Source organism: Cupriavidus sp. 21MJTG02-4 (assembly GCF_057798975.1).
The window spans coordinates 267,222-292,022 of record NZ_JBYOJP010000008.1; the positions used below are offsets into that span (position 1 = coordinate 267,222).

Below are 24,801 nucleotides of genomic sequence, written 5' to 3' on the forward strand. Positions count from 1 at the left end.
ACCCGCCGCAGCGGGTCTTCTTCATGGCGGCGGGAGTACCGTCTTACACCACGCGGCAGGCTTCGTCGAACGACAAGCGCGGCAGGCGCGGGAACAGCTTGTCGCTTTCGCCGTAGCCCAGGTTGCACAGGAAGTTGACTTCCCACTTGCCGTCGGGGAAGAACGTGGCGTTGATCTTGTCGGCATCGAAGCCGCCCATCGGGCCGCAGTCCAGGCCCATGGCGCGCGCGGCCAGGATGAAGTAGCCGCCTTGCAGCGAGCTGTTCATGAGCGCATCGCGGGCGATCTTGGCGTCGTTGCCGGCATACCACGAGCGGGCATCGGCATGCGGGAACAGCTTGGGCAGCTGGTCGTGGAAGGCCTTGTCGAAAGCGATGATGGCCGTGACGGGCGCGGAACGGGTCTTGTCGACGTTGCCGGGGGACATGCATTCGACCAGGCGGGCCTTCTCGGCGGCGCTCTTGACGAAAACGATGCGCGCCGGGCAGGTGTTGGCCGCGGTCGGGCCAAACTTCATGGCTTCATAGACCTGGTGCAGCACGGCGTCATCCACGTGACGATCCTGCCACACGTTGTGCGTGCGGGCTTCGGTGAACAACTGGGCCAGGGCTGCCTGATCAATCTGGGACATGCGCTCGTTCCTGTACATTGGGTGAAAGAGGAACGCGAATTGTACCCAAGCGCCCGGCTACGCTAATGCAGCCGCTTTGATCAGGGAATTCAATTCTCTTGCATCTTCGGCGGTGCGCTGGCACGACGGGTCAGCCACAGCACGCCGGCAAGGATCAGGCCGCCGCCCACCGCTTGCGCGCCACTGATATGTTCACCAAGCAACGCCGCGGCCAGCACCACCGTGACGACGGGCTCCAGCGTGGACAGCATCGACGCCTGCGCCGCGCCAAGCCGCTGGAGCCCGGCAAAGAAGGTGAGGATGGCCAGCACCGTGGACAGCAGCGCGATGCCGAGCATGGCCAGCCACCCGCCCGCCGTCGCGGGAAATTGCGGTGGCACGCCGGCGCCAAGGCGCAGCACGCTGATCGAGCCGTAGACCAATGCCGCCGCGGTGCAGATCACCGTAGTGGTGGCGATCGCATTGACGCCTGCCGTGACGCGCGCGCCGACAATGATGTAGACCGAATAGATCACGGCAGCGGCCAGTCCGAGCGCAATGCCCAGCGGACTGCCCTCCCCGCCTCCAACGGTGAGCCCGGTGCCCGCCGAGCACAGCACCAGCGCAATGACCGCGGCGGTCGTCAGGCGTTCCTTGAGGAAAATGGCCGCCAGGATCGTGACGAAGAGCGGATACAGATACAGCAGCAATGCCACCAGGCTCGCTTGCGCATGGTTGAGTGCACTGAAAAAGCAGAACGACTGGCCCACATAGCCGATGCCGCCCATGGCCGCCAGCGCCAGCACGCGCCGCCACGACGGCAGCCGGATGCCGCGCCCGCGCATCACGAACGCCAGCGCCACGGCGGCCAGCGTGAAGCGCACGGTCAGCAGGCCATAGACATCGGCACCTGCTTCGTAGGCGAACCGGGCGAAGATCGCCATCGCGCCGAAGGCACTCGCGGACAGTGCGATCAGCAGCACACCCACGAATTTTTCGCGGGCGCGTTCGGAGACAGCGGACGTGGAAACGGTCATGGAGAACGTCGGACGGCGGCCCAATTGGCCAATCCCGCATTCTAATGGCGCCGGCGCCACCGGCAGCACGGCCGCAAGTGCTCGTTTACAATGACGCCACCATGTTCAATCCCTCCCGTGAAGAAGTCCGCCGGTTCTTCTGCGATGCCTGGCAGAAGCAGCTTTCCGGCGGCGTCCTGACCCCGCTGGAAGCCATTGCCGTCGACTGGATCGGCGAGCACCCGGAATACCAGGCGCTGCTGACCGATACCGAAGGCGCGCTGGCGCAGGACTTTACGCCCGAAAAGGGCCAGACCAACCCGTTCCTCCACCTGGCCATGCACCTGTCGATTTCGGAGCAGGTCTCCATCGACCAGCCTCCGGGCATCCGCCAGGCCTACGAAACGCTGACACAGCGCCTGGACTCGCCGCACGAAGCCCAGCACCAGGTCATGGAATGCCTGGGCGAGATGCTATGGCAGGCACAACGGACCGGCCTTCCGCCGGACGGTGTGCAATACGTCGAAAACGTGCGGCGCCGCGCGTCGCGCTGATCCACGCCAGCGCCGCCAGAAGACAGGGCCGGCGCCCTGCGTACAATTCGTCACAACCGCCAGCGGCTACCGTGGTAGGCTTGCCCGCATTGCCATCCGCCTGCGCCGAAGTCCAGCCGGACTCGGCGCTTCCCCGATATGCCCGAGACGTCTCAGCCCGCACAGGGCAAGCGCGCCCATGGAGCCGGCGCGAAGTGGAAATGGTTTTGCCTGCTGCTGGCTTGCACCTCGCCCCTGCCAGGCCACGCCGCGGTCTCGATGCTGCAGCCGCCCCGCGTCATCGACGGTGCCCGGCCGCTCGCACTGACGCTGCTGATCAGCGCCGAGACCGGAACGCGCCGGTACCAAATACCCGACACGATTGAAGTCACCGCCTCCGGCGATCTCCAGGCGCCGGTGAAACTCATGCTGCGGCGCGAGGAACCGGGCCCTGCCATCGTTTCCCTGCGCAAGGGCGAAAACCGGACCATCCGCTATGCCGCCGACCTTCCGCCTGGCTTGCGCGGCACGATTCGCCTGGACGCCACAGGCATCGACGCCGCGCCGGTGCTCGTCACGCTGAACCAGCAGGCAACGTCCGGCCAGCCGGCCGCGACGCCGCTGGCAGCCGCCGCCTCCGCGCCCGCACATGAAGCCGGGCCCGCCGACAACACGCCGGCGCCGGTGGTACCCGTCGCCTCGGCCGCGCAGCCAGCCCCGGTCCCGGCCGACCTGCGTGACAGCGCGCGCTTGTCGTTCAATGACCCGATGTACTTCATCGCCGGCGCGCATGACGGCGGCAATGCCAAATTTCAGCTCAGCTTCAAGTACCGCATCCTGGAAGGCAAGGATCCGTCGTCGCGGCGCTTGATCGACAACCTCTACTTCGGCTACACGCAGTTCTCGTTGTGGGACCTGTCGCAGGATTCCAAGCCGTTCCGCGACACCAACTACCGGCCGAGCCTTTATTACTACCTGTCCGACACGGGCGTGCATAACCCGGCCATCAGCCGGCTGTCGCTGGCCACCGGGCTGGAGCACGAGTCCAACGGCCGCAACGGCAACGAATCGCGCAGCATCAATACCGTTTTCTTCAAGCCGACGTTCTATTTCGGCGACCAGAACAACTGGCACTGGCGCGTCGCGCCCAAGCTCTACGCCTACCTGGAGAAGAACGACAACCCCGACATCGCGCATTACCGCGGCTACATGGACCTGGACCTGGCCTATGGCAAGGCCGATTCGTGGGAGTTTGCCGCCACGGTGCGCAAGGGCACGCGCAGCTGGTACGGCAGCGTCGACGCGCGCGTGACCTATCCGCTGGCGCGGCTCATACCGGGCACCGCCGGATACCTGATGGCCGGCTACTTCGCCGGCTATGGCGAAAGCCTGCTCGACTACAACCAGAAGGTGCCCTGGCAGTTCCGGCTGGGCTACGCGCTGTCGCGCTAGCCGGCGAGCGGCTTGCCTTCCGCCTTCAGGCGCGCGTTGGCCACCGCCGCGGCGAACTGGCCATGGCCGTGCCAGCCGGTTGCGCGGCCAAGCTTCTTGCCGTTCCGGAAGAACATGAAGACCGGAATGCCATGCAGGCCGAAACGCCGGCCGAGTTCCGGGTGCGCATAGACATTGGCATGCAGCCAGTGCAGGTCCAGGGCGCGGAGCGGCCCGGGGTTGGAGAGCATGGCTTGCTTCGCCATTTCGCAGTTGAAACAGTCCACGCCCCAGAAGAACACGCACACCAGCTTGTCGCCCGCCGCGGCGATGGCGGTATCGATCGAGGCCTCGTCCACCGCTTGCATGCCGAACGCGTCAAAGGCGCGATGGTCCAGGTGCGCCGCGGATGATGGCGTGGTACCGGGTGCTGCGTCGCTCATGGCTTGCCTCCGTGAATGGCAAGACGCCCCGGGGCCAGACTGGCGCCGGGGCGTCGAGGATGGTGTCGGCGGGAGCGACCGTTCAGCCGCACCCGCGATCCGTGCTTACTTGGGTGCCGAAACCGTTACCAGCGCCGGGCGGAGCACGCGGTCGGCGATCATATAGCCGCGTTGCAGCACCGTCACGACGGTGTTGGCGTCCTGCTCGGACGGCACCATCGAGATAGCCTGGTGGCGGTGCGGGTCGAACTTGTCGCCCACCGGGTTCAGTTCCACGATCTTGCCGCGCTCGAAGGCAGCGGCCAGCTGGCGCGCGGTCAGTTCGACGCCCTCGCGCAGCTTGGCGATATCGCCCGAACCGTCCGCCAGCGCGGCCTGCAGGCTGTCCATCACGGGCAGCAGGTTGTCGGCGAAATTCTCGATGGCGAACTTGTGCGCCTTGGACACGTCCTCCTGCGCCCGGCGGCGGATGTTCTCGCTTTCCGCCACGGAGCGCAAGTACATGTCGTAGTGCTCGCGCGCCTTGGCTTCCAGCGCGGCAAGCTGTGCCGCCACATCGTCCACGGCGGCAGTCTCCGGCGCGGCGGCCGCGGCGTTGATGGCCGCTTCGGCGGCGGACTCAGGCGTCGGGGTGGATGGCGTCTGCTTCTGTTCTTCCATGTCGATCCGTATCAATGCATTGTCGCGGCCGTCCGGTCAGGCCGCGGTGGGTAAATCGGCGTGTGTCCCGCTGATCTGGTGGCAACCCGACTTTTTTCAAGGGTGGTTGCAAAGAGACCCCGAAACACACCGTTACAAACGACCCCCTTGTGCAATTGAACGCTTATTGCTTTGTTGCACTGCACTCACTAACATTCTTATCAAGAAAAATGACAAAAATAACGGGGGTCTGGAGTTGGATCACATTTGTGCCTCTCCCGAAAGGTTGGCCATGCACAAGCTTCCCGTCGTGACGCTCTGCCTGCTTGCCGCGCTGTCATTCATGACAGTCTTCATCTGCCTGTCCGGGGCCCTGACCCCGCGCGATACGGAGTATGGCAGCGGCAAGGCCGTGTTCAAGCATTACCTCGTCCACTACATCGGCGTCAATCCGTAACACGCTGCTGCCTGACGTTGATCCTTCAACGCGGCCGTACCGGCGCTTGCCGGAACGGCCGCGTTGTCGCGTTCAGCGCCTGAAATCATCAATGCGCCGCCGGTCCTTTTTGGTGGGACGGCCCTGCAACTGCGACGACGGTTCCGGCTGGAAACGCCGCTGCTCGGCTTCGGTTTGACGACGGGCGTGGCTGGCCTCGGTTTCCGCATAGAGCGTCTGTGCCACCGGCGCCGGGCCGCGCGCCTGCGCAATGCCCTTCACCATCACTTCCCAGCGTTGCTGATGGGCTTCGAGCACGACCATGTCGCCCGGCCGGACTTCGCGGGAATTCTTGCATGGCTGGCCGTTGACCGTGACCTTGCCCCGCTCGACGGCCTCTGCCGCAAGCGAGCGGGTCTTGAAGAAGCGTGCGCACCAAAGCCATTTGTCGATACGCAGGCGCGCGTCGGGCTCGAAACTGACGTTCATGCTGCCGCTCCACGGGTCTGCGCGCGACTGCGGCGCGCTTCCAGTTCATGCGGATGCGGCACGTTCAGCGGCCAGCCCTGCAGGTGCTGCAAGGCGATCTCCGCCAGCGCCGCGATCCAGGCCTGGGCATCGTTCATGCATGGGATGAAGTGGAACTGCTTGCCGCCCGCCACCATGAACTCGGTCTGGCCTTCCATAGCAATCTCTTCCAGCGTCTCGATGCAGTCGGCGGGAAACCCCGGGCAGAAGACATCGACCCGGCCCGCACCGACCTTGCCCAGTTCCGCCAGCGTCGGCGCCGTATAGGGCTGGAGCCATTCGGCTTTGCCAAAACGAGACTGGAACGTCACTTGATATTGACCCGGCTGCAGGCCCAGCGCATCACCGAGGAGTCGCCCCGTCTTGAGGCATTCGCAATGATAGGGATCGCCCAGTTCCAGCGTCCGGCGCGGCACGCCGTGGAAGGACAGGATCAGCTTGTCGCCGTGCGCGAAATCCGGCATGCCATGCTGCGCCCAGTACGCGCCAACCTGCTGGTGCAGCGCCGAAATATAGGCGGGATGGTCATGGAAATGCTTCACGAAGCGAAGCTCGGGCTGGTTACGCCACAGGCCGAGCACGCGGAACACCTCGTCGAACGCCGTGGCCGTGGTGGTGCCGGAGTATTGCGGATACATCGGCAACACCAGCACCTGCTCCGTGCCCTGGCGGCGCAACGCCTCCAGCACGGATTCGACCGACGGATTGCCATAGCGCATCGCGCAGGCGACCGTGACCTCGTAGCCCTGCTGGTTGAGCAGGCGCTGCAGCGCATGCGCCTGGCGCTCGCTGTATACGAGCAGCGGCGACCCGGTCATATGCGCCTCGCGCAGCCAGATCGACTCGTACTTGAGGGCCGAGGCGCGCGAGCGCAGGGGCACGATCACCCCATGCAGCAGCGGCAGCCAGACCAGGCGCGGGATCTCGACCACGCGCGGATCGGAAAGGAACTCCTTCAGGTAGCGCCCCACCGCCTTCGGGGTCGGTGCGTCGGGCGTGCCCAGGTTGACCAGCAGGATGGCCGTGCGCGGCGCCTGGCCGTGCTGATAGACCGGTTCGGGAGAAAACGTCATGTCGCTTCCGATGTGGCCGGGCGGCAGGATGCCGCCCGGCTGTGGAAATGGGGACGCAGACTGTGTGACCCGCTGGACGGGCCCTAGTTCTGGCTCAGTGCGCTCGACAGCAGCCGTGCCGTGATGTCGACAATCGGGATGACCCGCTCATAGGCCATGCGGGTCGGGCCGATCACCCCCAGCGTGCCGACGATCTGGCCATCCACCTCGTACGGCGCGGTGATCACGGCCATGTCTTCGAGCGGCACCAGCTGGCTTTCGCCACCGATGAAAATCTGCACGCCCTGCGCATGGCTGGACACATCAAGCAACTGGAGCAGGCTGGTCTTGTGCTCGAACACGTCGAACAGCCGGCGCAGCTTGTCCATGCTCGACGACAGGTCTTCCACCTCCAGCAGCTTGCGCTCGCCGCTGATGTAGACGTGGTCGTCCTCTTCTTCCATGGCGCTGCTGCCTGCCTCGACCGCCGCCTGCATCAGTTGCGACATGTCGCGCCGCAGGTCGCGCAGTTCTACGCGCAGGTGGTCGCGCACGGCGTCGAAGCTCATGCCCGCGTAGTGCGCGTTGAAGAAGTTCGCCGCTTCGATGAGCTGCGCGGGGGTGTACGGCAGTTCCGTCTGGATGATCCGGTTCTGCACATCGCCCTCCGGGCTGACGATGATCAGCAGGATGCGCTTGTCCGAGAGCCGCATGAATTCGATCTGCCGGAACGACTGCGCGCGCCGCGGTGTCATGATCACGCCGGCAAAGTGCGAGAGATTGGACAAGGTCCGCGCGGCCGCCGTGATCACGCGCTGCGGGCCGAGCTGCTGCTGGCCGCCAAGCTGACCCTGGATCTGGCCCGCCAGCTCCGTCATTTCCATGCCGCCGCGTTCGATCGGCTTGACGGTCAGCATGGTATCGACGAACAGGCGATACCCGCGCGGCGTGGGGATCCGTCCCGCGGAAGTATGCGGGCTTGAGATAAAGCCCATTTCCTCCAGATCGGACATCACATTGCGGATGGTGGCCGGCGACAGGTCCAACCCGGAATACCGGGACAGGGTCCGGGAGCCGACCGGCTGCCCTTCGGCAATGTAGCGCTCAATCAGGGTCTTGAGCAGCGTTTTCGAACGTTCATCCATGATGCCCCGATTTTACGCAAGTTTTACCGCTTCGGGCGCCCGGGCGGCCCCCGCCACATGGCGCGTCCGCCCCATGCTGGCAACGGTCACGGCGGTATGGTCTAATCCCCGCATGTCTGCCCCCCCCAAAACCAGCGCCTTGCGCACCCCGTTCAAGACCGTGGCCCTCGTGGGCCGGTACTCGACTGCCGGCATCGAAGGCCCGCTGGAGGAGCTCGCGTCCTACATCCTGCGCAATGGCCAGGATGTGGTGTTCGAACGCGAGACCGCGCAGGCCACGGGGCTGACCGGCTATCCCGCACTGACTGCTGAGGAAATCGGCCGGGAGGCCGACGTCGCCGTGGTGCTGGGCGGCGACGGCACGCTGCTCGGGCTTGCCCGCCAGCTCGCCGGCCACAACGTGCCGCTGATCGGCGTCAACCACGGCCGGCTCGGCTTCATGACCGATATCCCGCTCGAAGACGTGCAGACGGTGCTGCCGGACATGCTCGAAGGCCGCTACGAGGCCGAGACCCGGCTGCTGCTGGAGTCGAGCGTCGTGCGCGACGACAGCCGCATCTTCTCGGCGCTGGCCCTGAACGACGTGGTGGTCAACCGTTCGGGCATTTCCGGCATGGTCGAACTGGCCGTGTCGGTGGACGGCAACTTCATGTACAACCAGCGTTCGGACGGCCTGATCGTGTCGACCGCCACCGGCTCGACCGCCTATGCGCTGTCCGCCGGCGGCCCTATCCTCCATCCGACGCTGTCAGGGCTGGTGCTGGTGCCGATCGCCCCGCACTCGCTGTCCAACCGGCCCATCGTGCTGCCGCAAGATGCCGAGGTGACCATCGAGGTCGCGACCGCGCGCGACGCCAGCGTCAACTTCGACATGCAGTCGCTCACGTCGCTGCTGCCGGGCGACCGCATCGTCGTGCGGCGCTCGAAAAAGACCATCCAGCTGCTGCACCCGGTGGGCTACAACTACTACGCCACGCTACGCAAGAAGCTGCACTGGCACGAGTACCCGACCGAGGACAACCGCCTCTGAGCGACTGAATCCGGCTCTATCCGGCTCAAACCGTCCGCACCGACCCAACCCTTTCACCGCCACGATGCTGCGCAGCCTGTCCATCCGCGATTTCGTCATCGTCGATACGCTCGACCTCGATTTCCAGTCCGGCTTCACTGTCTTCACCGGCGAAACCGGCGCCGGCAAATCGATCCTGATCGACGCGCTGGCGCTGGTGCTGGGCGAACGCGCCGATGCCGGCATCGTGCGCGAAGGCGCCACGCGCGCCAGCATCAGCGCCACCTTCTCGACGCACGCGGCCCTCGACGCGTGGCTCGACGAGCGTGAACTGGGCGGCGAGGACGACGGCGGCACGCGTACCGTGCTGCTGCGGCGCACGGTCGACGCCGGCGGCCGCAGCAAGGCCTTCATCAACGGCGCCGCCGCGACGCTGGCCCAGTTGCGCGAGGTCGGCGACCAGCTGGTCGATATCCATGGCCAGCATGCCCACCAGCTGCTGCTGCGCCCCGACGCCCAGCGCCTGCTGTTCGACGCCCATGCCGGGCTGACCCAGCAGGCCGGCGCGGTAGCCGAGTCCTGGCGCGCGTGGCGCGCCTGCGTGCGCCAGCGCGAGGCGGTCGAGCACCAGTCGCGCGAAATGCAGCTCGAACGCGAGCGGCTCGAATGGCAGGTCGGCGAACTCGACAAGCTCGCGCCGCAGCCCGGTGAATGGGAAGAGATCCAGGCGGAGTACAACCGCCTGTCCCACGCGGCGGGCCTGATCGACGGCAGCCGCGCCGCGCTCGATGCCCTGTCCGAAGCCGACGGCTCGGTCCTGTCGGCGCTCAATGCCGTCGTGCACCGCGTGCAGCAGCTTGCCGACGTCGACCCCGCCCTGCGCGACGTGCTCGCCGCGCTGGAGCCTGCCCAGGTACAGGCCGAGGAAGCCGCGCATTCGCTCATGCGCTATGTCGACCGCCTCGAACTCGACCCCGAACGGCTCGAAGCCGTCAGCGACCGCATGCAGGCGCTGCACGCCACGGCGCGCAAGTACCGCCTGCCGCCCGAGCAGCTCGCCGATGAGCTGCTGGCGCGCCGCCAGCAGCTCGACGACCTGCAGTCGGCGCAGGACATCAACAAGGTGCTCGCGCGCGAGGCGGCCGCCAAGGCGGCCTACCTGACGCTGGCCCAGCACCTGAGCCTGGCCCGCAAGGAAGCGGCCAAGGCCCTGTCCACCGCCGTCACCGACGCCATGCAAGGCCTGTCGATGGCGGGCGGCAGCTTCGTTGCCGCACTCAATCCACTGGAGGAAGGCCAGAGCTATGGCCTGGAGCAGGTCGAATTCCTGGTCGCCGGCCACGCCGGCGTCAGCGCCCGGCCGCTGGCCCGCGTCGCCTCCGGCGGCGAACTGGCCCGCATCAGCCTGGCGATCTCGGTCATCACCAGCGAAGCATCGCCCACGCCAACGCTGATCTTCGACGAAGTCGACACCGGCATTGGCGGCGCGGTGGCCGAAGTGGTCGGCCGGCGCCTCCAGGAACTCGGGCGCGCGCGCCAGGTCCTGTGCGTGACGCACCTGCCCCAGGTAGCCGCGCAGGCCGGGCAGCATCTGCTGGTCAGCAAGGAAACCACGGGCGACGGGTCCGTGTCGGTCACGCGCTCGCGCATCCGCGCGCTCGACGCCGCCGGCCGCGTGGTGGAAACCGCCCGCATGCTCGGCGGCGCGACGGTGACCGCCACCACGCTCCAGCACGCCGAGGAAATGCTCGCGCAAGGCGCGCGCGCGAGCGGCGGCAAGGAAGGCCGGCGCTCGCGGCGCAGCGCCGGCTGAACCGGCCAGCGCCCGAGGCCGCTGGCAATCGCCGTCGCCACCTATTCACGTATTCACAGGAGCAAACCATGACCCGCCCTCTGCCGTCCGCCGGTCGCCGGCGCGCCTTCGTGCCGGTGTTCGCCGCCGGGGCGTTCGCCATCGCGGCACTGCTGGCGCTGACCGGCTGCCAGGCCCAGCCCAAGGCATCGCAACCTCCGCGCGGCGCGATTTCGGCGGATCGGGTGGTCGGCGACATCATGGTCCGCTTCACGGCGCCCGACGTGAATGTCTCCGAGGAAGCCGGCAAGCTGCTCGACACCATCGAAGGCCCGATCCGCTACGTGGTCAAGCGGCCCCTGTCCGGCGGCGTGTGGCTGGTGACGGCCATCAGTGCCTCGCCGGATGCCACCATGGACCAGGCCCTGGCGACGTTGCGTGCGGTACCGCGCATCGGCACGGCCGAGCCTGACCGTATGCTCAAGCCAAACCACACCATGCCAGTCAGCCGCGACATGCCGGCGAGCTGAGCGGCCGAAGCATCGTTGTCCGGGACAAGCCTTCATCGAACTTGCTGAATCCGAACGGATCGTATTCGCTACATAGCACTGTCCCGGGCGCTGGCGGCCATGCCGCCATGTGCCCCGGGGCGCACCGGGAGGCGTTCATGCCGCACCTGTCGCACCAGGTTTCCAGGCGCAGCCGCGCCGCTGTCCTCCGATGGGCCGCCGCCGCGCTCGTTGCGCTGTGCTGGGCAATCCATGCCCCGGCCACGCTGGCGGCCGACGGCGTTCAGGCGGCTCCCGCCTATACCGGTAATGTCATCGTACGCTGGCGTGATACCAGTCTCACGCCGAGTGCGTCGGGCGCAATGGGCGATGCCAAGCAAGGCACGCCGGCCGGAGAAGACCGTCTGCAGCAGTTGCGCAGCCACTCGGGCGTCAACCTCGCCGTGCGGCGAAGCATGGCAGGCAATACTGACCTGGTGGGCACGGCCGACGGCAGCCACCCCGATCCGGAGGCATTGGCAGCCACGTTGCGCCAGGATCCGCGCGTCGCCGACGCCGTGCCAGACCGCTGGCTGCACCTGCACGACACGATTCCCAACGATCCCGAATTCGCCTCGGCCCAGCCGTACATGATGGGCACCGGCACCGCCGTCGGCGGCGCTAACCTGCCGCGCGCGTGGGACCGCTCGCGCGGCAGCGCGGGCATCGTGGTCGCGGTGCTCGACACCGGCTACCTGCCCCACCCTGATCTGGCCGCAAAGCTGGTTGCCGGCTACGATTTCATCAGCAGCACCACGGTCTCCAATGACGGCGACGGCCGCGACAGCGATCCCACGGACGCCGGCGATAATGTGCCGTCAGGCTTTCTCTGCCCGGGCAGCTCCACACCGACCACCACGGCCACGTCCAACTCCTGGCATGGCACCCGCGTGGCAAGCGTGCTGGGCGCCCTGACCAACAATGGCCAGGGCATTGCCGGGGTCGACTGGAACACGCGCATCCTGCCGGTACGGGTTGCCGGACGCTGCGGCGCCCTGCTCTCCGACACGGTGGACGGCATGCGCTGGGCTGCCGGCATTAGCGTCCCCAATGTGCCGGACAACGTGAACCCCGCGCGCGTGATCAATATCAGCCTCGGCGGCGGCACCTGCACCAGCATCGAGCAGCAGGCCATCAACGATGTGGTCGGGCGCGGCGTGTCGGTGGTCGTGGCTGCCGGCAACAGCGGCGGGGCGCTGGAAGCACCGGCCGACTGCAGCGGCGTGATTGCCGTGACCGCACATGTCAATGACGGCGAGAACTCAAGCTTTGCCAGTGTCGGGCCGCAGGTCGCGATCAGCGCGCCTGGCGGCGGCTGCGGCAACTCCAAGGTCGTGAACGGCATGTGCACGACGGCGGTGTCGCAGATCCGCACGCTCTCGAACGATGGCACTACCTCGCTCGGCGCCTACAAGACCATCAACTCGCAGGGCACCAGCTTCGCGGCGCCGATGGTATCGGGCGTGGTCTCGCTGATGCTGTCCGTCAATGGGACGCTTTCACCGGCACAGATCACGGCCGCGTTAAAGAGTTCGGCGCGGCCGCATCCGTCCGGCACCTACTGCACGACCAATCCGGGCGTGTGCGGCGCGGGCCTGCTCGATGCCGCTGGCGCGCTGACCGCGGCGGCCAACACCACCGCGGCACCGCCGGCCCCATCGTCGGGCGGCGGTGGCGGCGGCGCGATGGCACCCTGGCTGGCGGCCCTGCTTGGCGTGGCCGGATTGCTGGCGTTCTCGCTGCGGCGCCGCGGCTGAACGCCGCCAGCCTCAATCCGGGGCTGGCGCGCGCCGGCCCCGCCACCAGTCCTGCAGCAGCCAGCATGCCAGGCCCGCCACGGCGCCGGCCGCATGCGCGGCGCGGACTACGCCAAAGCCCCAGGACGGATCGAACACCACCGGCGCCAGCCACGATTGTTCCAACCATACCTTGGCGATCACGCCAAGGCTCAACAGCACCCCTACGGCCCGCGGCAAGCCCGGCACGCGCATCACGCTCAGTGCCGCCCACAAGGCCAGCCCGTGCAGTGCGCCGGACAATCCGCCATACCAGCCGACCGCCGGCACGCGCAGCAACGCCACCTGCACCGCGATGCCGCAGAGCACCAGTACCAGCAGGGCTTCACGTACACGCACCGCACGGCCGGCCACCAGCAGCAGGCCCGCGGCCGCGCAGGCATCGGCAAGCCAGTGGCGCCAGTCCAGGTGTACCCACATGGCCGTCACGAGCCGCCACCACTCGCCGCCCCGCGCGGCGTCGCGCAGGTAGAGGCCGTGCGCGTGCAGCCATGGCACGAAACTCATCAGTGCCGACAGCCCCCAGACCACGGCGATGGCTGCCAGCATGCCCGGCCATGCTGCGCCGGGCCGGGCCGGATCAGACGGCACCGAACACGGCCTGCCAGAGCGCCGTGACGCGCGCGCTCAGTTCCGCCACCTGCGCGGCCGGCACGCGAGCCTGGTCCTGCCCGTCCAGCCGCAGCTGGTGCTGCAGCGCGCGGAACTGGCGGTAGGCGTCGCCGACCTGCACCGCCAGCGTGGCGTCGATCAAACCCAGTTCGCCGGCTTCGCGCAGCAGCGCGATATTGCCGGCATTGCGCGTGAGCTGCGGGTGGGTCCCGCTATGCAGCAGCACCAGATATTGCACGGTGAATTCGATATCGACCATGCCGCCGCGGTCATGCTTGAGGTCGAACAGCGGCGTCGGGTTCGGATGTCCTTCCGCCACCTTGCCGCGCATCTGCACGATCTCGTCGCGCAGCGCGGCGGCGTCGCGCGGCTGGCGCAGGATCTCGTCGCGCAGCGCTTCAAAGCGCGCGCCGATCGATGCATCGCCCGCGCAGAAACGCGCGCGCGTGAGCGCCTGGTGCTCCCAGACCCACGCGGTGTTATCGCCTTCGCGCAGCTGGTAGCGGCGGAACGCATCGAAGCTGGTGACGAGCAGGCCGGCCGCGCCGTTCGGGCGCAGCCGCATGTCGACGTCGAACAGCGAGCCGGCCGCCGTATGGCTGGTCAGCCAGGTGATGAGCCGCCGCGCATAGGCCGCGTACACATCGGGCGCGCGTTCGTGCTCGTCTTCATACAGGAAGATGATGTCCAGGTCCGAGGCATAGCCCAGTTCCTTGCCGCCCAGGCGGCCATAGGCGATCACGGCGAAGCGCGGCGTCTCGCAATGGCGCGTGGCAAGCTGGCGCCAGACCGTTTCCAGCGTGGCCTCCAGCATGGCGTCGGCCAGGTCGGACAGACGGTCCGCGATCTGCTCGACCGTCAGCAACCCCTGCAGGTCCTGCAGCAGGATGCGGAAGGTCTCGACATGATGCTCGCGGCGCAGGACATCCATCTGCTGCTCGATCTGCCCGTCCGCGTCGAGCAGGCGCTCGGACAGGCGCCGGCGGAACGCGGGCCAGTCGGGGGCGCCGGCCAGTGCATCGCTGTCGAGCAGTTCATCGAGCAGTTGCGGATGGCGCGTCAGGTACGTGGCCGCCCAGCGCGACGCGTGCAGCGTATGCGCGACGCGGTCCATGGCTTGCGGGTATTCCGACAGCAGCGAGAGGTACGAGGCACGGCGGCTGATCGCCTCGAGGAAATCGATAAAGCGCGTGATGGTGCTGTCCGCGTCCTCCTGCCTGGCTGCAAGATCCAGCGCGCGGTTCAGGAGCTGGTCGAAGCGCACGCGGCTCGATTCCGACAGCGCACGGTAGCGCAGCGACGTGGCAATGGCGCGCAACCGGTCCAGCAGGCCCGGGCAATTGGTATAGCCAGCTTCCTGCAGGCGCTGGCACGGCGACACCTCGGTATCCGGGCCGCTCTGGTCCGGCGCCTCCTGCGTACTGCGCGCCTGCTGGTCTTCCAGCACGATGCCGGGCCACAGGGCCTCGCACGGCGAAGCGTCGGGGTCGGAGAACGTGGCCTCGAACTGCTGCGCCACCGGCTCCTGCAGCGCGGCCAGCTTGCCCAGCAACTCCGGCCAGTCGGCGCAGCCCATCATCTGCGCCACGGCGAGCTGCTCGTCGGACGCGGTCGGCAGGTGGTGGGTCTGGGCGTCGTCGCGATACTGCAGGCGGTGTTCGAGCTGGCGCAGGAAGCGGTAGGCATCGGCCAGCTGCGCGGCCTGGGCTGCGGGCAGCAGGCCCCGGTCGACCGCAACATTCAGCACTTCGAGCGTGGGCCGCACGCGCAGCGCCGGGTCCTGCCCGCCGCGGATGAGCTGGAACACCTGCGCCATGAACTCGATCTCGCGGATGCCGCCGCGGCCGAGCTTGATATTGAACGAGCGCTGGTTGACGCCATGCCCGGGCAGGCCGCCGCTGCGCTTGGCGGCTTCGCTGCGGATCTGCGCGTGCAGCGAGCGGATCGCGGCGATCACGCCATAGTCCAGGTAGCGCCGGAACACGAAGGGCGTGGTCAGGCGCGCCAGCAGGTCCGCGGTGCGCTGCGCGTGCGCCGTGTCGAGCGCCGACACCACCCTGCCCTTGATCCACGCGTAGCGTTCCCACTCGCGGCCCTGCACCACCAGGTACTCCTCCAGCATGCCCAGGCTGCAAGCCAGCGGACCGGCGTCGCCATTGGGCCGCAGGCGCATGTCCACGCGGAACACGTAGCCGTCGCCGGTCACGTCGGCCAGCAGGTTGATCAGGCGCCGGCCCAGCCGGATGAAGTATTCATGGTTGGACAGGCTGCGCGAGCCGCCATGGGTCTCGCCATCCTCGTCATACAGGAAGATCAGGTCGATGTCGGACGAGACATTGAGTTCGCGTCCGCCAAGCTTGCCCATGCCGACCACGACCAGTTCCTGCACTTCGCCGCTTTGCTCGCCGACCGGCCTGCCGAAGGTGGCGGCCAGGTCGTCGCCGAGCATCGCCAGCCCATGCTGGATGCAAAGCTCGGCCAGATCGGTCATGGCCCCCGTGACCTCGGCCAGCGTCGCCTGGCCGCGCAGGTCGCGCTCGATCGCCACGCACATGACTTCGGCGCGCAGGCGCCGCAGCGCGCGCTTGACGGACTCTTCCAGGTCGGCCGACGGCTCCTGCAACGCCTTCAGGCGCTCGCTCATCCAGGCCCGCGACAGCGGCCCGGTTGCGGAGGCCGCCACGATGCCGGCCAGCTCCGGCCGGGCCAGCAGCACGCGGCGCACGTAATGCGAACTCGCGGCCGAGTACAATACGTGGCCCTCGAAATCGACCGGTTCCGGCCCGGTGGCAGCGGTAGTGGCGAATGCGCCGCAAGCCATGTCGCACAGCGGCTGGCCGGGCGTGGCGCCTGCGTCATTCTGGCCGGGTTGGATTTCAGCGGCATTGCCCACGGCGGAACTCGTCGGATCAGAGGCAGTCATTCCAGTAGCTTGAAATGCGTGAACAGGTGCGGCGCGCCCGCTGCACCCTTCGCGTGTCAGGTGCTTGCAACATACCAAGGCCGGGCGCCAGATTGGAGAGCGGCTAGTATTGTCGGATAATCTGCGCATGTCCAGCCGCGCCCCAAACCCCGCTGACGGCTCCACCCCCAACGCGGGCGCGGGTAGCCAGGAAGCCGTCGCCAGCCTGGCCGCTTCCATTGCCTCCCCGTCGATTGCTGTGCCGGCCTCTCCGGCACAGCGCGCGCGCGCGTTTGCACGCGGCTGCGCCGCGTTGGTGCGCGCGGCCGTGCGCCATCCGGTGTGGCGCGGCCTGGGCCGCACCCTGCTGCGGCTGGCGCTGGCCCTGGCTGCGCTGGCACTGTTGGCGGGCCTAATGATCCGCTTCGTGCTCTGGCCGCAAGCCTCGGCGGCGCGGCAATGGCTGGAAGACCGCGGCTCGCTGGCGCTCTCGGCCAAGCTGACCATCGATTCGCTGGATACCTACTGGAATGGCTGGCACCCCGCCTTCCGTGCCCACGGCCTGAAGGTGGTCGACCCCGAGCAGCGCACGCTGCTCTCGGCCGGCTCGCTGGACGGCCAGCTCGCGTGGCGCTCGCTGTTCAGCATGAACCTGCAGTTCGAGACGCTCAATGCATCGCAGACCGATGTGCTGGTGCGCCGCACGCCCGAGGGCAAGCTGCTGGTTGCCGGCATGGCGGTCGATACCACCGGCGGCAACACCGACGACAACCGCTTCCTGGACTGGCTGATGGCCCAGGGCAGCCTGGACCTGCGCGAGGGCAAGCTGCGCTGGCTCGACGAAAAGGGCCACCTGCCGCAACTGGACGTGGCCCAGATCCATTTCAACGCGCGGCGCAGCGGCCAGCGCCACGAGATCAGCCTGGAAGCGCAGTCCGAGGCGCTGGCGCCGCGGCCGCTGGTGCTGCGCGCCAGCCTGCGCCACGACTACCTGCACAGCTCCGGCAACTGGCGCCATTGGTCGGGGCAGGCAAGCTGGGACATCACGCAACTGCAGCTTCCGGTCGTGCAGCGCTACCTGACCGTGTTCGAGCGCGTGACGGGCGGCAGCTTCAGCACGGATGGCTCGCTGGAGTTCCATGGCGGCCGCATTGTGCGCAGCCAGGCACGGCTGCGCGGCAGCGGCATCGACCTGCAGCTTGCGGGCGCCAGCGAAGCGCTGCAGCTTGCCAATGCCCAGGCCTTCCTCCTGCATCGCAGCGAGCGTGACGGCAGCAACCTGCTGACCATCGACACCCTGCTCTGGCAACCGCGGCCCGCGGCCGGACCGCCTTCGGCCAACGACAACGCGTGGCGCGAAGGCATGCGCAAGGTCACGCTGGGCTGGGCCATGGACAACAAGGGCGAGCTGCGCAAGTTCTCGCTGAAGGCCCCAACGTTAGACCTGAACACCGTGCGTGCGCTGGCCACGTCGATGCCGGTCGATACCGCGGTGCTGCGCCAGCTGCGCGCGCTGCAGCCGGCCGGCCATATCGACAACCTGAACGTGGCCTGGAACCGCGACCGCGCGGGCATGCTCGAACGGCGTCCGGGCAAGGCCCACTACGCCGTGCAGGGCACGCTGCGCAACGTCTCGGTCAACGGCCAGCCGGCGGTACCCGCGGTCGGCGCCAACGGCAAGCCCAACCTGGGCACGCCGGGCTTTGCCAACCTGTCGGGCACGTTCAGTTTCGACGACCGGCAAGGCGCGGTCCATTTCGAAGGCGCCAGCGCCGCGCTAGTGCTGCCCGGCATGTTCGACGAGCCTCGCCTGCCCTTCGACGAGATTGCCGGCGACGTGCACTGGTCCCGCCAGGACGGCAAGATGACGGTGAACGTGGAGAACATCCGCTTCGCCAATGCCGACACGGCCGGCACCGTGAGCGGCTCCTGGCGCACAGGCGGCGACAGTGAAGCGGGCATCGCCGACCTGAGCGGCGAACTCGGCCGGGCGCAGGTGGCACGCGTGCCGCGCTATCTGCCGCTGGGCATTCCCGCCGGGACACGCCACTACCTGGCCGGCGCGTTGGCCGGTGGCGAGGCGGCTGGCGTGCGCTTCGTGCTCAAGGGCGACCTGACGCATTTCCCGTTCCACGCTCCCCATGAGAAGGCCGGCGACTTCCGCGTGGAAGTACCGATCCGCCAAGTCAAGTACCAGATCGCGGCACACGAGGCCAACCCGGATGGCGCGCCGCTGTGGCCGACCTTTGCCGATATCGACGGACAGGTGCTGTTCGAGCGCGGCGGCATGTCGTTCCTGGCGCGGCGGGCCACGGTCCAGGGCATCGCCGGCGTCACGCTGCAGGATGTCAACGGCCGCATCGACGATCTGAGCGACCGCGGGCGCCTGGAAATCGACGGCGGCGCCAGTGGCGCGGTGCAAGGCTTCCTGCACTACATGGCGGCCTCGCCGGTGCGCGAGTGGACCGGGCACGTGGCGGACAACTCGCGCGCGCAGGGCAACGGCGAACTCAGGCTCAAGCTCGACATGCCGCTGACCAACGCCAATGCCACGCGCGTCGACGGCACCTTCCGCTTCCCCGGCAACGATGTCGTGCTCAACGCGCAAACCCCGCAACTCGGCGGGGCCAGCGGCATCATCGCCTTCAATGAGCGCGGCTTCCAGCTCCTGAATATGCGAGCACGCTTCCTCGGCGGCGAAGTCCGCCTCGGCGGCGGCTCGCAGCCCGACGGTGCCGTGCGCGTCACCGCCAACGGCAACGCCACGGCGGCAGGCATGCGCGAAGCGGCCTCCGGCTCCGCCGTCGCGGCGCTGGCGGCCAGGCTCGAAGGCAACACGGGCTACAGCGCGGTGTTCGGCGTGCGCGAACGCCAGATGCAGGTGCAGGTCAGCTCCGACCTGAACGGCATGGCCATCAGCCTGCCCGCGCCGCTGGCCAAGTCCGCCGCACAGGAGATGCCGTTGCGTTTCGATCTGCGCCCTGCGCCCGGCCGCACCGGGCTGGACGAGATGGTGGTCCAGCTTGGCGGTGCGCTCAACGCCCGCTACCTGCTGCGCCCCGACCGCAACGGCGGCGACACCGAGGTGGTGGCCGGCGGCATCGGCCTGCAGCAGGCGGCGCCGCTGCCCGCCGGCGGCGTCACGGCAGCGGCCACGCTCGACCAGTTCGATTTCGATGGCTGGCGCGCCGCGCTCGCCAGCCTGGGCGGCATGCAGGGCGACGGCAGCCGCCGCGCCAGTCCGCCCGCGTTCCTGCCCGAGCGCATCAACGCGCGCATGCGCACGCTCAAGGCCGCGGGCCGCACCATCGACGACGTCACGATCGAGGCCATGCGCGAGGCCGGCGGCTGGGACGTGAACCTGGACTCGCGCCAGATCGCCGGCAAGATGCAGTGGCGCGCCGAGGGCCCGTCGGGTTCCGGCGCCATGCGCCTGCGCCTGAGCCGCCTGAACGTGCCCGACGCGAGCGACGAACACAATGTCGTCGACGCCATCGCCAGCAGCATCGACACGCTGCCGTCCATCGACCTGGTGGCCGAGCAGTTCGTGCTGCGCGGGCATGATTTCGGCAAGCTCGAGGTTGTGGCCCGCAGCAGCAAGAACGGCGATGAACCGGTCTGGACACTCGAACGGCTGCTGATCGATCAACCTGGCGCCACGCTGACCGGCAGCGGCACCTGGCGCGTGCCTCGCCGGCTGCGCGACGGTGACCCGGCCAACGCGCCGCGCCGCACGGCACTGACGTTCTCGATCGATATCCGCGACGCCGGCGCCACGCTGGAGCGCCTGGGCCTGCCGCACACGCTGCGCGACGGCAAGGGCAAGCTGGAAGGACGCGTGGCATGGCGCGGCTCGCCCATGTCGATCGACTACCCGACGCTGGCCGGACGGCTTTCGCTCGACCTGGAGAACGGACAGATCCTGAGCGTCGATCCCGGCGCTGCGCGCCTGCTCGGCGTGCTGAGCCTGCAGGGCCTGCTGCGCTTTGCCACGCTCGATTTCCGCACGCTGTCCGGGCGCGGGCTGCTGTTCGACCGCATTACGGGGTCCGGCACGATCGAGAACGGCGTGGGATCGATCCGGGACTTCGAGCTGAAGAGCCCGCAGATCATTGCGAGCATGTCGGGCTCGGCCAACCTGCTGCGCGAGACCCAGGAACTGGACGTCCAGGTGGTGCCGCGCATCAACGCCACCACCACGTCGGTGGCGGCCGCCTTTATCAACCCGGTGCTGGGCATCGGCACGCTCGCAGCGCAATTGCTGTTCGCCGACGAGTTCTCCAAGGCGTTCACGCAGCACTACCGCATCACCGGCAGCTGGGCCGACCCGCAGATCGGCAAAGTGGGGGACAATAAGGCGCAACACCCGACATACCAAAACCCCGAACCGGCCTTGTCGCGCTGAACGCTGAACGGCGTCGCAGCGGTGCGCAGCTCCCAGGAACCGATCCCATGCAAGCCCCTGCCCCGTTTCGTGTTGCCGCCATCCAGACCGTGACCGGCACGTCGGTCGATGCCAACCTGGCCCGCGCCGATACGCTGATTGCCGAAGCCGCGCGCGGCGGTGCCGGGCTCGTGCTGCTGCCAGAGTACTTCTGCATGATGGGCGAGCGCGAAGCCGACAAGATCGCCATCCGCGAACAGGACGGCGACGGCCCGGTGCAGCAATTCCTGGCCGATGCCGCGCGGCGCCATGGCGTCTGGCTGGTGGGAGGCACCTTGCCGATGTGGTGTGGCGACGACGCGCGCGTCTACAACACCTCGCTCGCATTCAATCCGCGCGGCGAGCGCGTGGCCCGCTACGACAAGATCCACTTGTTCGGCTTTACGCGGGGCACCGAAAGCTATGACGAATCGCGCACCATTCTCGCCGGCAGCACGCCGGTCAGCTTCGACGCGCCGTGCGGACGCGTGGCAATGTCGGTGTGCTACGACCTGCGCTTTCCCGAACTCTACCGTGGCCTTGCAGGCGACAACGGCGCGAGCTTGATTCTGATGCCGGCCGCCTTCACCTACACCACGGGGCAGGCGCACTGGGAAATCCTGCTGCGCGCCCGCGCCATCGAAAACCAGTGCTATGTGCTCGCCGCCGCACAGGGTGGCAAGCACGAGAACGGCCGCCGTACCTGGGGCCATTCGATGCTGGTCGATCCGTGGGGCGAGTTGCTGGCCGTGCTGCCCGAGGGCGAAGGCGTCGTCGCCGGCGTGATCGACCCCGCGCGGCTCGCCGAAGTCCGGCAGAACCTGCCCGCACTGCGACACCGGGTGCTGTAGCATTGGCGAAAGCCCCCGCCTCAACCTGAATACACGGCGCCGCCCCCCATGCCGGCGCCCAGCAAGAAAGAAAAGGACTGTTCATGAACGCCGGCGATCTCGGAATCCGCAACCTTGCCACCGCGCAGCAACTGCTGCTGGCGCCGTATGGCCTGGACGAAGCCAGGCTGCAGCGCGTGCTGGCCGACATCTTCACGCACAAGGTCGACTACGCCGACCTGTATTTCCAGTACACCCGCAACGAGGCGTGGAGCCTCGAGGAAGGCATCGTCAAGTCGGGCAGCTTCAGCATCGACCAGGGCGTGGGCGTGCGCGCCGTTTCGGGCGACAAGACCGCCTTCGCCTACTCCGACGACATCAGCCTGCCGGCCCTGTCGCAGGCCGCCGCCGCCACGCGCACCATCGGCCGTTCCGGCAGCGGGCGCGTCAAGGTGGCCAGCGAACTGGCCTCGCAGACGGGCCGCAACCTGTACACGCCGAACGACCCGCTCGACTCGATGGCGGCCGCCGAGAAGGTGGCGCTGCTCGAACGCGTCGAGCGCATGGCGCGCGCCAAGGACCCGCGCGTGGTGCAGGTCATGGCCGGACTGGCCGGGGAATACGACGTGGTGCTGGTGGCGCGCAGCGACGGCGTGCTGGCCGCGGACGTGCGTCCGCTGGTGCGGGTGTCGGTCACCGTCATCGCCGAGCAGGACGGCCGGCGCGAGATCGGTTCGTCCGGTGGCGGCGGCCGCTACGCCTACGGCTATTTCACCGATGCCCTGCTGCAGCAGTACGTGGACGAAGCCGTGTCCTCCGCGCTGGTCAACCTGGAGGCGCGCCCCGCCCCGGCCGGCGCAATGACCGTGGTGCTCGGCCCGGGCTGGCCCGGCGTGCTGCTGCACGAAGCGGTCGGCCACGGCCTGGAGGGTGACTTCAACCGCAAGGGCTCGTCGGCCTTTGCCGGCCGCATGGGCGAACGCGTGGCCGCCAAGGGCGTGACCGTGGTCGATGACGGCACGCTGGCCAATCGCCGCGGCTCGCTCAACCTGGACGACGAAGGCAACCCGACCCAGTGCACCACGCTGATCGAGGACGGCATCCTGCGCGGCTATATCCAGGACACGCTCAACGCCCGCCTGATGAAGATGCCCGTGACCGGCAACGCCCGCCGCGAAAGCTATGCCGCGCTGCCGATGCCGCGCATGACCAACACCTACATGCTCAATGGCGACAAGGACCCGCGGGAAATCATCGCCAGCGTGAAGAAGGGCCTGTATGCCGTGAACTTCGGCGGCGGCCAGGTCGATATCACCAACGGCAAGTTCGTGTTCTCGGCGAGCGAGGCCTACATGATCGAGGACGGCAAGATCACCTATCCGGTCAAGGGCGCCACGCTGGTCGGCAATGGCCCGGAATCGCTCAAGGACGTCACCATGATCGGCAACGACATGCGACTGGACTCGGGCGTCGGCGTGTGCGGCAAGGAAGGCCAGAGCGTGCCGGTGGGCGTCGGCCAGCCGACGCTGCGCATCGAAAACATGACGGTGGGCGGCACGGCCTGAGCGTGGCGGCCGCGCCAAGGGCATCACGAAGCCCGGCGCGGCACTTGCCAACCCTCGCAAAAGGCGCTATAAAGATGCTTCGCGGTCGCGCAGGTGATCGCCGCGACCCGAAATTTTGACGGTGTTCGCGCAATTTCCTGCCCCTCTGTCACGCAGCGCAGCATAAAAGCCGCGCTTCGAAACAAAATCGAATTCACGCTGACCCCAGCCCTGCCCTTCTCCGCCATGTCCGCTAAGTTTTACTTTTACTTTTTTAGCGAACCCACACCGCTGGCGGATAGGGAGGGACGGCTGTAAGCGCCCCGAACCGAAAAGAAAAAGCCGCCAGCAAGACTGGCGGCTTTTTTTATACCTGTTTTTTTCCCTGCTTCGCCCAGACAACTACCACGACCTCACAAGACCGGACTCATCATGCTGAAGAACACCGACGACCTGCGCATCCGTGAACTCAAGGAACTGCTGCCGCCCGCGCACCTGATCCGCGAGTTCGCCTGCTCCGAAAAGGCTTCGGACGTGATCTACGCCGCGCGCCAGTCGATGCATCGCATCCTGCACGGCATGGATGACCGCCTGATCGTCATCATCGGCCCGTGCTCGATCCACGACACCAAGGCCGCGCTCGAATACGCGAAGCTACTCAAGACGCAGCGCGAGCGCTTCGCCAACGAACTGGAAGTCGTGATGCGCGTCTACTTCGAGAAGCCGCGCACCACGGTCGGCTGGAAGGGCCTGATCAACGACCCGTACATGGACGGCAGCTTCAAGATCAACGACGGCCTGCGCACCGCGCGCGAGTTGTTGCTGAACATCAGCGAGATGGGCGTGCCGACCGGCACCGAGTACCTGGACATGATCAGCCCGCAGTACATCGCCGACCTGGTCAGCTGGGGCGCGATCGGCGCGCGCACGACCGAATCGCAAGTGCACCGCGAACTCGCGTCGGGACTGTCGTGCCCGGTCGGGTTCAAGAACGGCACCGACGGCAACGTCAAGATTGCCGTCGATGCGATCAAGGCCGCGTCGCAGCCGCACCATTTCCTGTCGGTGACCAAGGGCGGCCACTCGGCGATCGTGTCGACCTCGGGCAACGAGGACTGCCACATCATCCTGCGCGGCGGCAAGGCGCCGAACTACGATGCGGCCAGCGTGCAGGAAGCCTGCGACGCCATCGCCAAGTCCGGCCTGGCCGCGCGCCTGATGATCGATGCTTCGCACGCGAACAGCAGCAAGAAGCACGAGAACCAGATCCCGGTATGCGAGGACATCGGTCGCCAGCTCGCCGCCGGCGACGACCGCATCGTCGGCGTCATGGTCGAATCGCACCTGGTCGGGGGCCGCCAGGACCACGTCCAGGGCACGCCGGTGGAAAGCCTGACCTATGGCCAGTCTGTGACCGATGCCTGCATCGGCTGGGACGACTCGGTCAAGGTGCTGGAAACGCTGGCCGAAGCCGTCAAGGCCCGCCGCCTGGCAGGCGGCAGCGGCAACTGA

General features: G+C 67.7%; 20 protein-coding genes. 11 read left to right on the forward strand and 9 right to left on the reverse strand.

Features of this window, described 5'->3' with window-relative positions; genetic code table 11:
• Positions 1-43 precede the first annotated feature (43 nt).
• Positions 44-631 (reverse strand): malonic semialdehyde reductase, encoded by a 588-nt coding sequence (locus AC3FKH_RS18350; protein ID WP_483710996.1) that lies wholly within the window; start codon positions 629-631, stop codon positions 44-46.
• An 89-nt stretch (positions 632-720) separates the two neighbouring features.
• Positions 721-1,647 carry a DMT family transporter gene (locus tag AC3FKH_RS18355; protein ID WP_488677254.1) on the reverse strand — a complete coding sequence of 309 codons (927 nt, stop codon included), beginning with the start codon at positions 1,645-1,647 and terminating at the stop codon, positions 721-723.
• A gap of 101 nt (positions 1,648-1,748) precedes the next feature.
• Here AC3FKH_RS18355 and AC3FKH_RS18360 point away from each other — a divergent pair, with 101 nt between their 5' ends.
• Together AC3FKH_RS18360 and AC3FKH_RS18365 are read left to right on the forward strand one after the other, a co-directional pair.
• On the forward strand, positions 1,749-2,180 hold the full coding sequence (locus tag AC3FKH_RS18360) for a DUF1841 family protein (protein WP_483710994.1): 432 nt from the start codon (positions 1,749-1,751) through the stop codon (positions 2,178-2,180).
• Positions 2,181-2,318: 138 nt separating this feature from the next.
• Positions 2,319-3,611 carry a phospholipase A gene (locus AC3FKH_RS18365; RefSeq protein ID WP_488677255.1) on the forward strand — a complete coding sequence of 431 codons (1,293 nt, stop codon included), beginning with the start codon at positions 2,319-2,321 and terminating at the stop codon, positions 3,609-3,611.
• Here AC3FKH_RS18365 and AC3FKH_RS18370 read toward each other — a convergent pair.
• Positions 3,608-4,033 (reverse strand): thioredoxin family protein, encoded by a 426-nt coding sequence (locus tag AC3FKH_RS18370; RefSeq protein ID WP_488677256.1) that lies wholly within the window; start codon positions 4,031-4,033, stop codon positions 3,608-3,610. The genes AC3FKH_RS18365 and AC3FKH_RS18370 overlap by 4 nt on opposite strands.
• 105 nt (positions 4,034-4,138) lie before the next feature.
• Positions 4,139-4,693, reverse strand: coding sequence for a nucleotide exchange factor GrpE (gene grpE, locus AC3FKH_RS18375; RefSeq protein WP_488677257.1), 555 nt, complete (start codon positions 4,691-4,693; stop codon positions 4,139-4,141).
• A 271-nt stretch (positions 4,694-4,964) separates the two neighbouring features.
• On the opposite strand from grpE, the gene AC3FKH_RS18380 reads away from it, so the two are divergent.
• Entirely contained in the window at positions 4,965-5,129 is a 165-nt protein-coding gene (locus tag AC3FKH_RS18380) for a hypothetical protein (protein WP_483710990.1), read from the forward strand.
• A gap of 72 nt (positions 5,130-5,201) precedes the next feature.
• Here the strand turns inward: AC3FKH_RS18380 and AC3FKH_RS18385 are convergent, their stop codons facing one another.
• The 3 genes from AC3FKH_RS18385 to hrcA form a co-directional block, all read right to left on the reverse strand.
• The gene (locus tag AC3FKH_RS18385) at positions 5,202-5,597 is read right to left on the reverse strand and encodes an RNA-binding S4 domain-containing protein (protein ID WP_488677258.1); all 396 of its coding nucleotides are present in this window, start codon (positions 5,595-5,597) and stop codon (positions 5,202-5,204) included.
• Complete coding sequence (gene hemH / locus AC3FKH_RS18390) at positions 5,594-6,709, reverse strand: ferrochelatase (protein ID WP_488677259.1); 1,116 nt, start codon at positions 6,707-6,709, stop codon at positions 5,594-5,596. The genes AC3FKH_RS18385 and hemH overlap by 4 nt, the downstream gene beginning before the upstream one ends.
• Before the next feature lie 83 nt (positions 6,710-6,792).
• Positions 6,793-7,833, reverse strand: a complete 1,041-nt coding sequence (gene hrcA / locus AC3FKH_RS18395; protein ID WP_483710987.1) for a heat-inducible transcriptional repressor HrcA — start codon at positions 7,831-7,833, stop codon at positions 6,793-6,795.
• A gap of 112 nt (positions 7,834-7,945) precedes the next feature.
• Between hrcA and AC3FKH_RS18400 the strand changes: the two genes are divergently transcribed.
• The 4 genes from AC3FKH_RS18400 to mprA all read left to right on the forward strand — a co-directional run bounded on the left by AC3FKH_RS18400 (position 7,946) and on the right by mprA (position 12,939).
• Positions 7,946-8,863: an NAD kinase gene (locus AC3FKH_RS18400; RefSeq protein WP_488677260.1), complete on the forward strand. Its 918-nt coding sequence runs from the start codon at positions 7,946-7,948 to the stop codon at positions 8,861-8,863.
• Positions 8,864-8,927: 64 nt separating this feature from the next.
• Complete coding sequence (gene recN, locus AC3FKH_RS18405; protein ID WP_488677261.1) at positions 8,928-10,655, forward strand: DNA repair protein RecN; 1,728 nt, start codon at positions 8,928-8,930, stop codon at positions 10,653-10,655.
• Positions 10,656-10,723: 68 nt separating this feature from the next.
• Positions 10,724-11,164 (forward strand): hypothetical protein, encoded by a 441-nt coding sequence (locus AC3FKH_RS18410; protein ID WP_488677262.1) that lies wholly within the window; start codon positions 10,724-10,726, stop codon positions 11,162-11,164.
• A gap of 137 nt (positions 11,165-11,301) precedes the next feature.
• A complete protein-coding gene (mprA, locus tag AC3FKH_RS18415) occupies positions 11,302-12,939 on the forward strand; it encodes an MprA protease, GlyGly-CTERM protein-sorting domain-containing form (RefSeq protein WP_488677263.1) in 1,638 nt (545 codons plus the stop codon).
• Positions 12,940-12,951: 12 nt separating this feature from the next.
• On the opposite strand, the gene rrtA is transcribed toward mprA, so the two are convergent.
• Together rrtA and glnE are read right to left on the reverse strand one after the other, a co-directional pair.
• Positions 12,952-13,527: a rhombosortase gene (rrtA, locus tag AC3FKH_RS18420; RefSeq protein ID WP_488677264.1), complete on the reverse strand. Its 576-nt coding sequence runs from the start codon at positions 13,525-13,527 to the stop codon at positions 12,952-12,954.
• A 31-nt stretch (positions 13,528-13,558) separates the two neighbouring features.
• Entirely contained in the window at positions 13,559-16,411 is a 2,853-nt protein-coding gene (gene glnE, locus AC3FKH_RS18425; RefSeq protein ID WP_488677299.1) for a bifunctional [glutamate--ammonia ligase]-adenylyl-L-tyrosine phosphorylase/[glutamate--ammonia-ligase] adenylyltransferase, read from the reverse strand.
• Between the two features lie 229 nt (positions 16,412-16,640).
• Between glnE and AC3FKH_RS18430 the strand changes: the two genes are divergently transcribed.
• The 4 genes from AC3FKH_RS18430 to aroG all read left to right on the forward strand — a co-directional run bounded on the left by AC3FKH_RS18430 (position 16,641) and on the right by aroG (position 24,801).
• Positions 16,641-20,897, forward strand: coding sequence for a YhdP family protein (locus AC3FKH_RS18430; RefSeq protein ID WP_488677265.1), 4,257 nt, complete (start codon positions 16,641-16,643; stop codon positions 20,895-20,897).
• A gap of 47 nt (positions 20,898-20,944) precedes the next feature.
• Entirely contained in the window at positions 20,945-21,766 is an 822-nt protein-coding gene (locus AC3FKH_RS18435) for a carbon-nitrogen hydrolase family protein (RefSeq protein WP_488677266.1), read from the forward strand.
• Between the two features lie 83 nt (positions 21,767-21,849).
• Complete coding sequence (tldD, locus tag AC3FKH_RS18440) at positions 21,850-23,310, forward strand: metalloprotease TldD (RefSeq protein ID WP_488677267.1); 1,461 nt, start codon at positions 21,850-21,852, stop codon at positions 23,308-23,310.
• A 411-nt stretch (positions 23,311-23,721) separates the two neighbouring features.
• Positions 23,722-24,801, forward strand: a complete 1,080-nt coding sequence (gene aroG, locus AC3FKH_RS18445) for a 3-deoxy-7-phosphoheptulonate synthase AroG (RefSeq protein WP_488677268.1) — start codon at positions 23,722-23,724, stop codon at positions 24,799-24,801.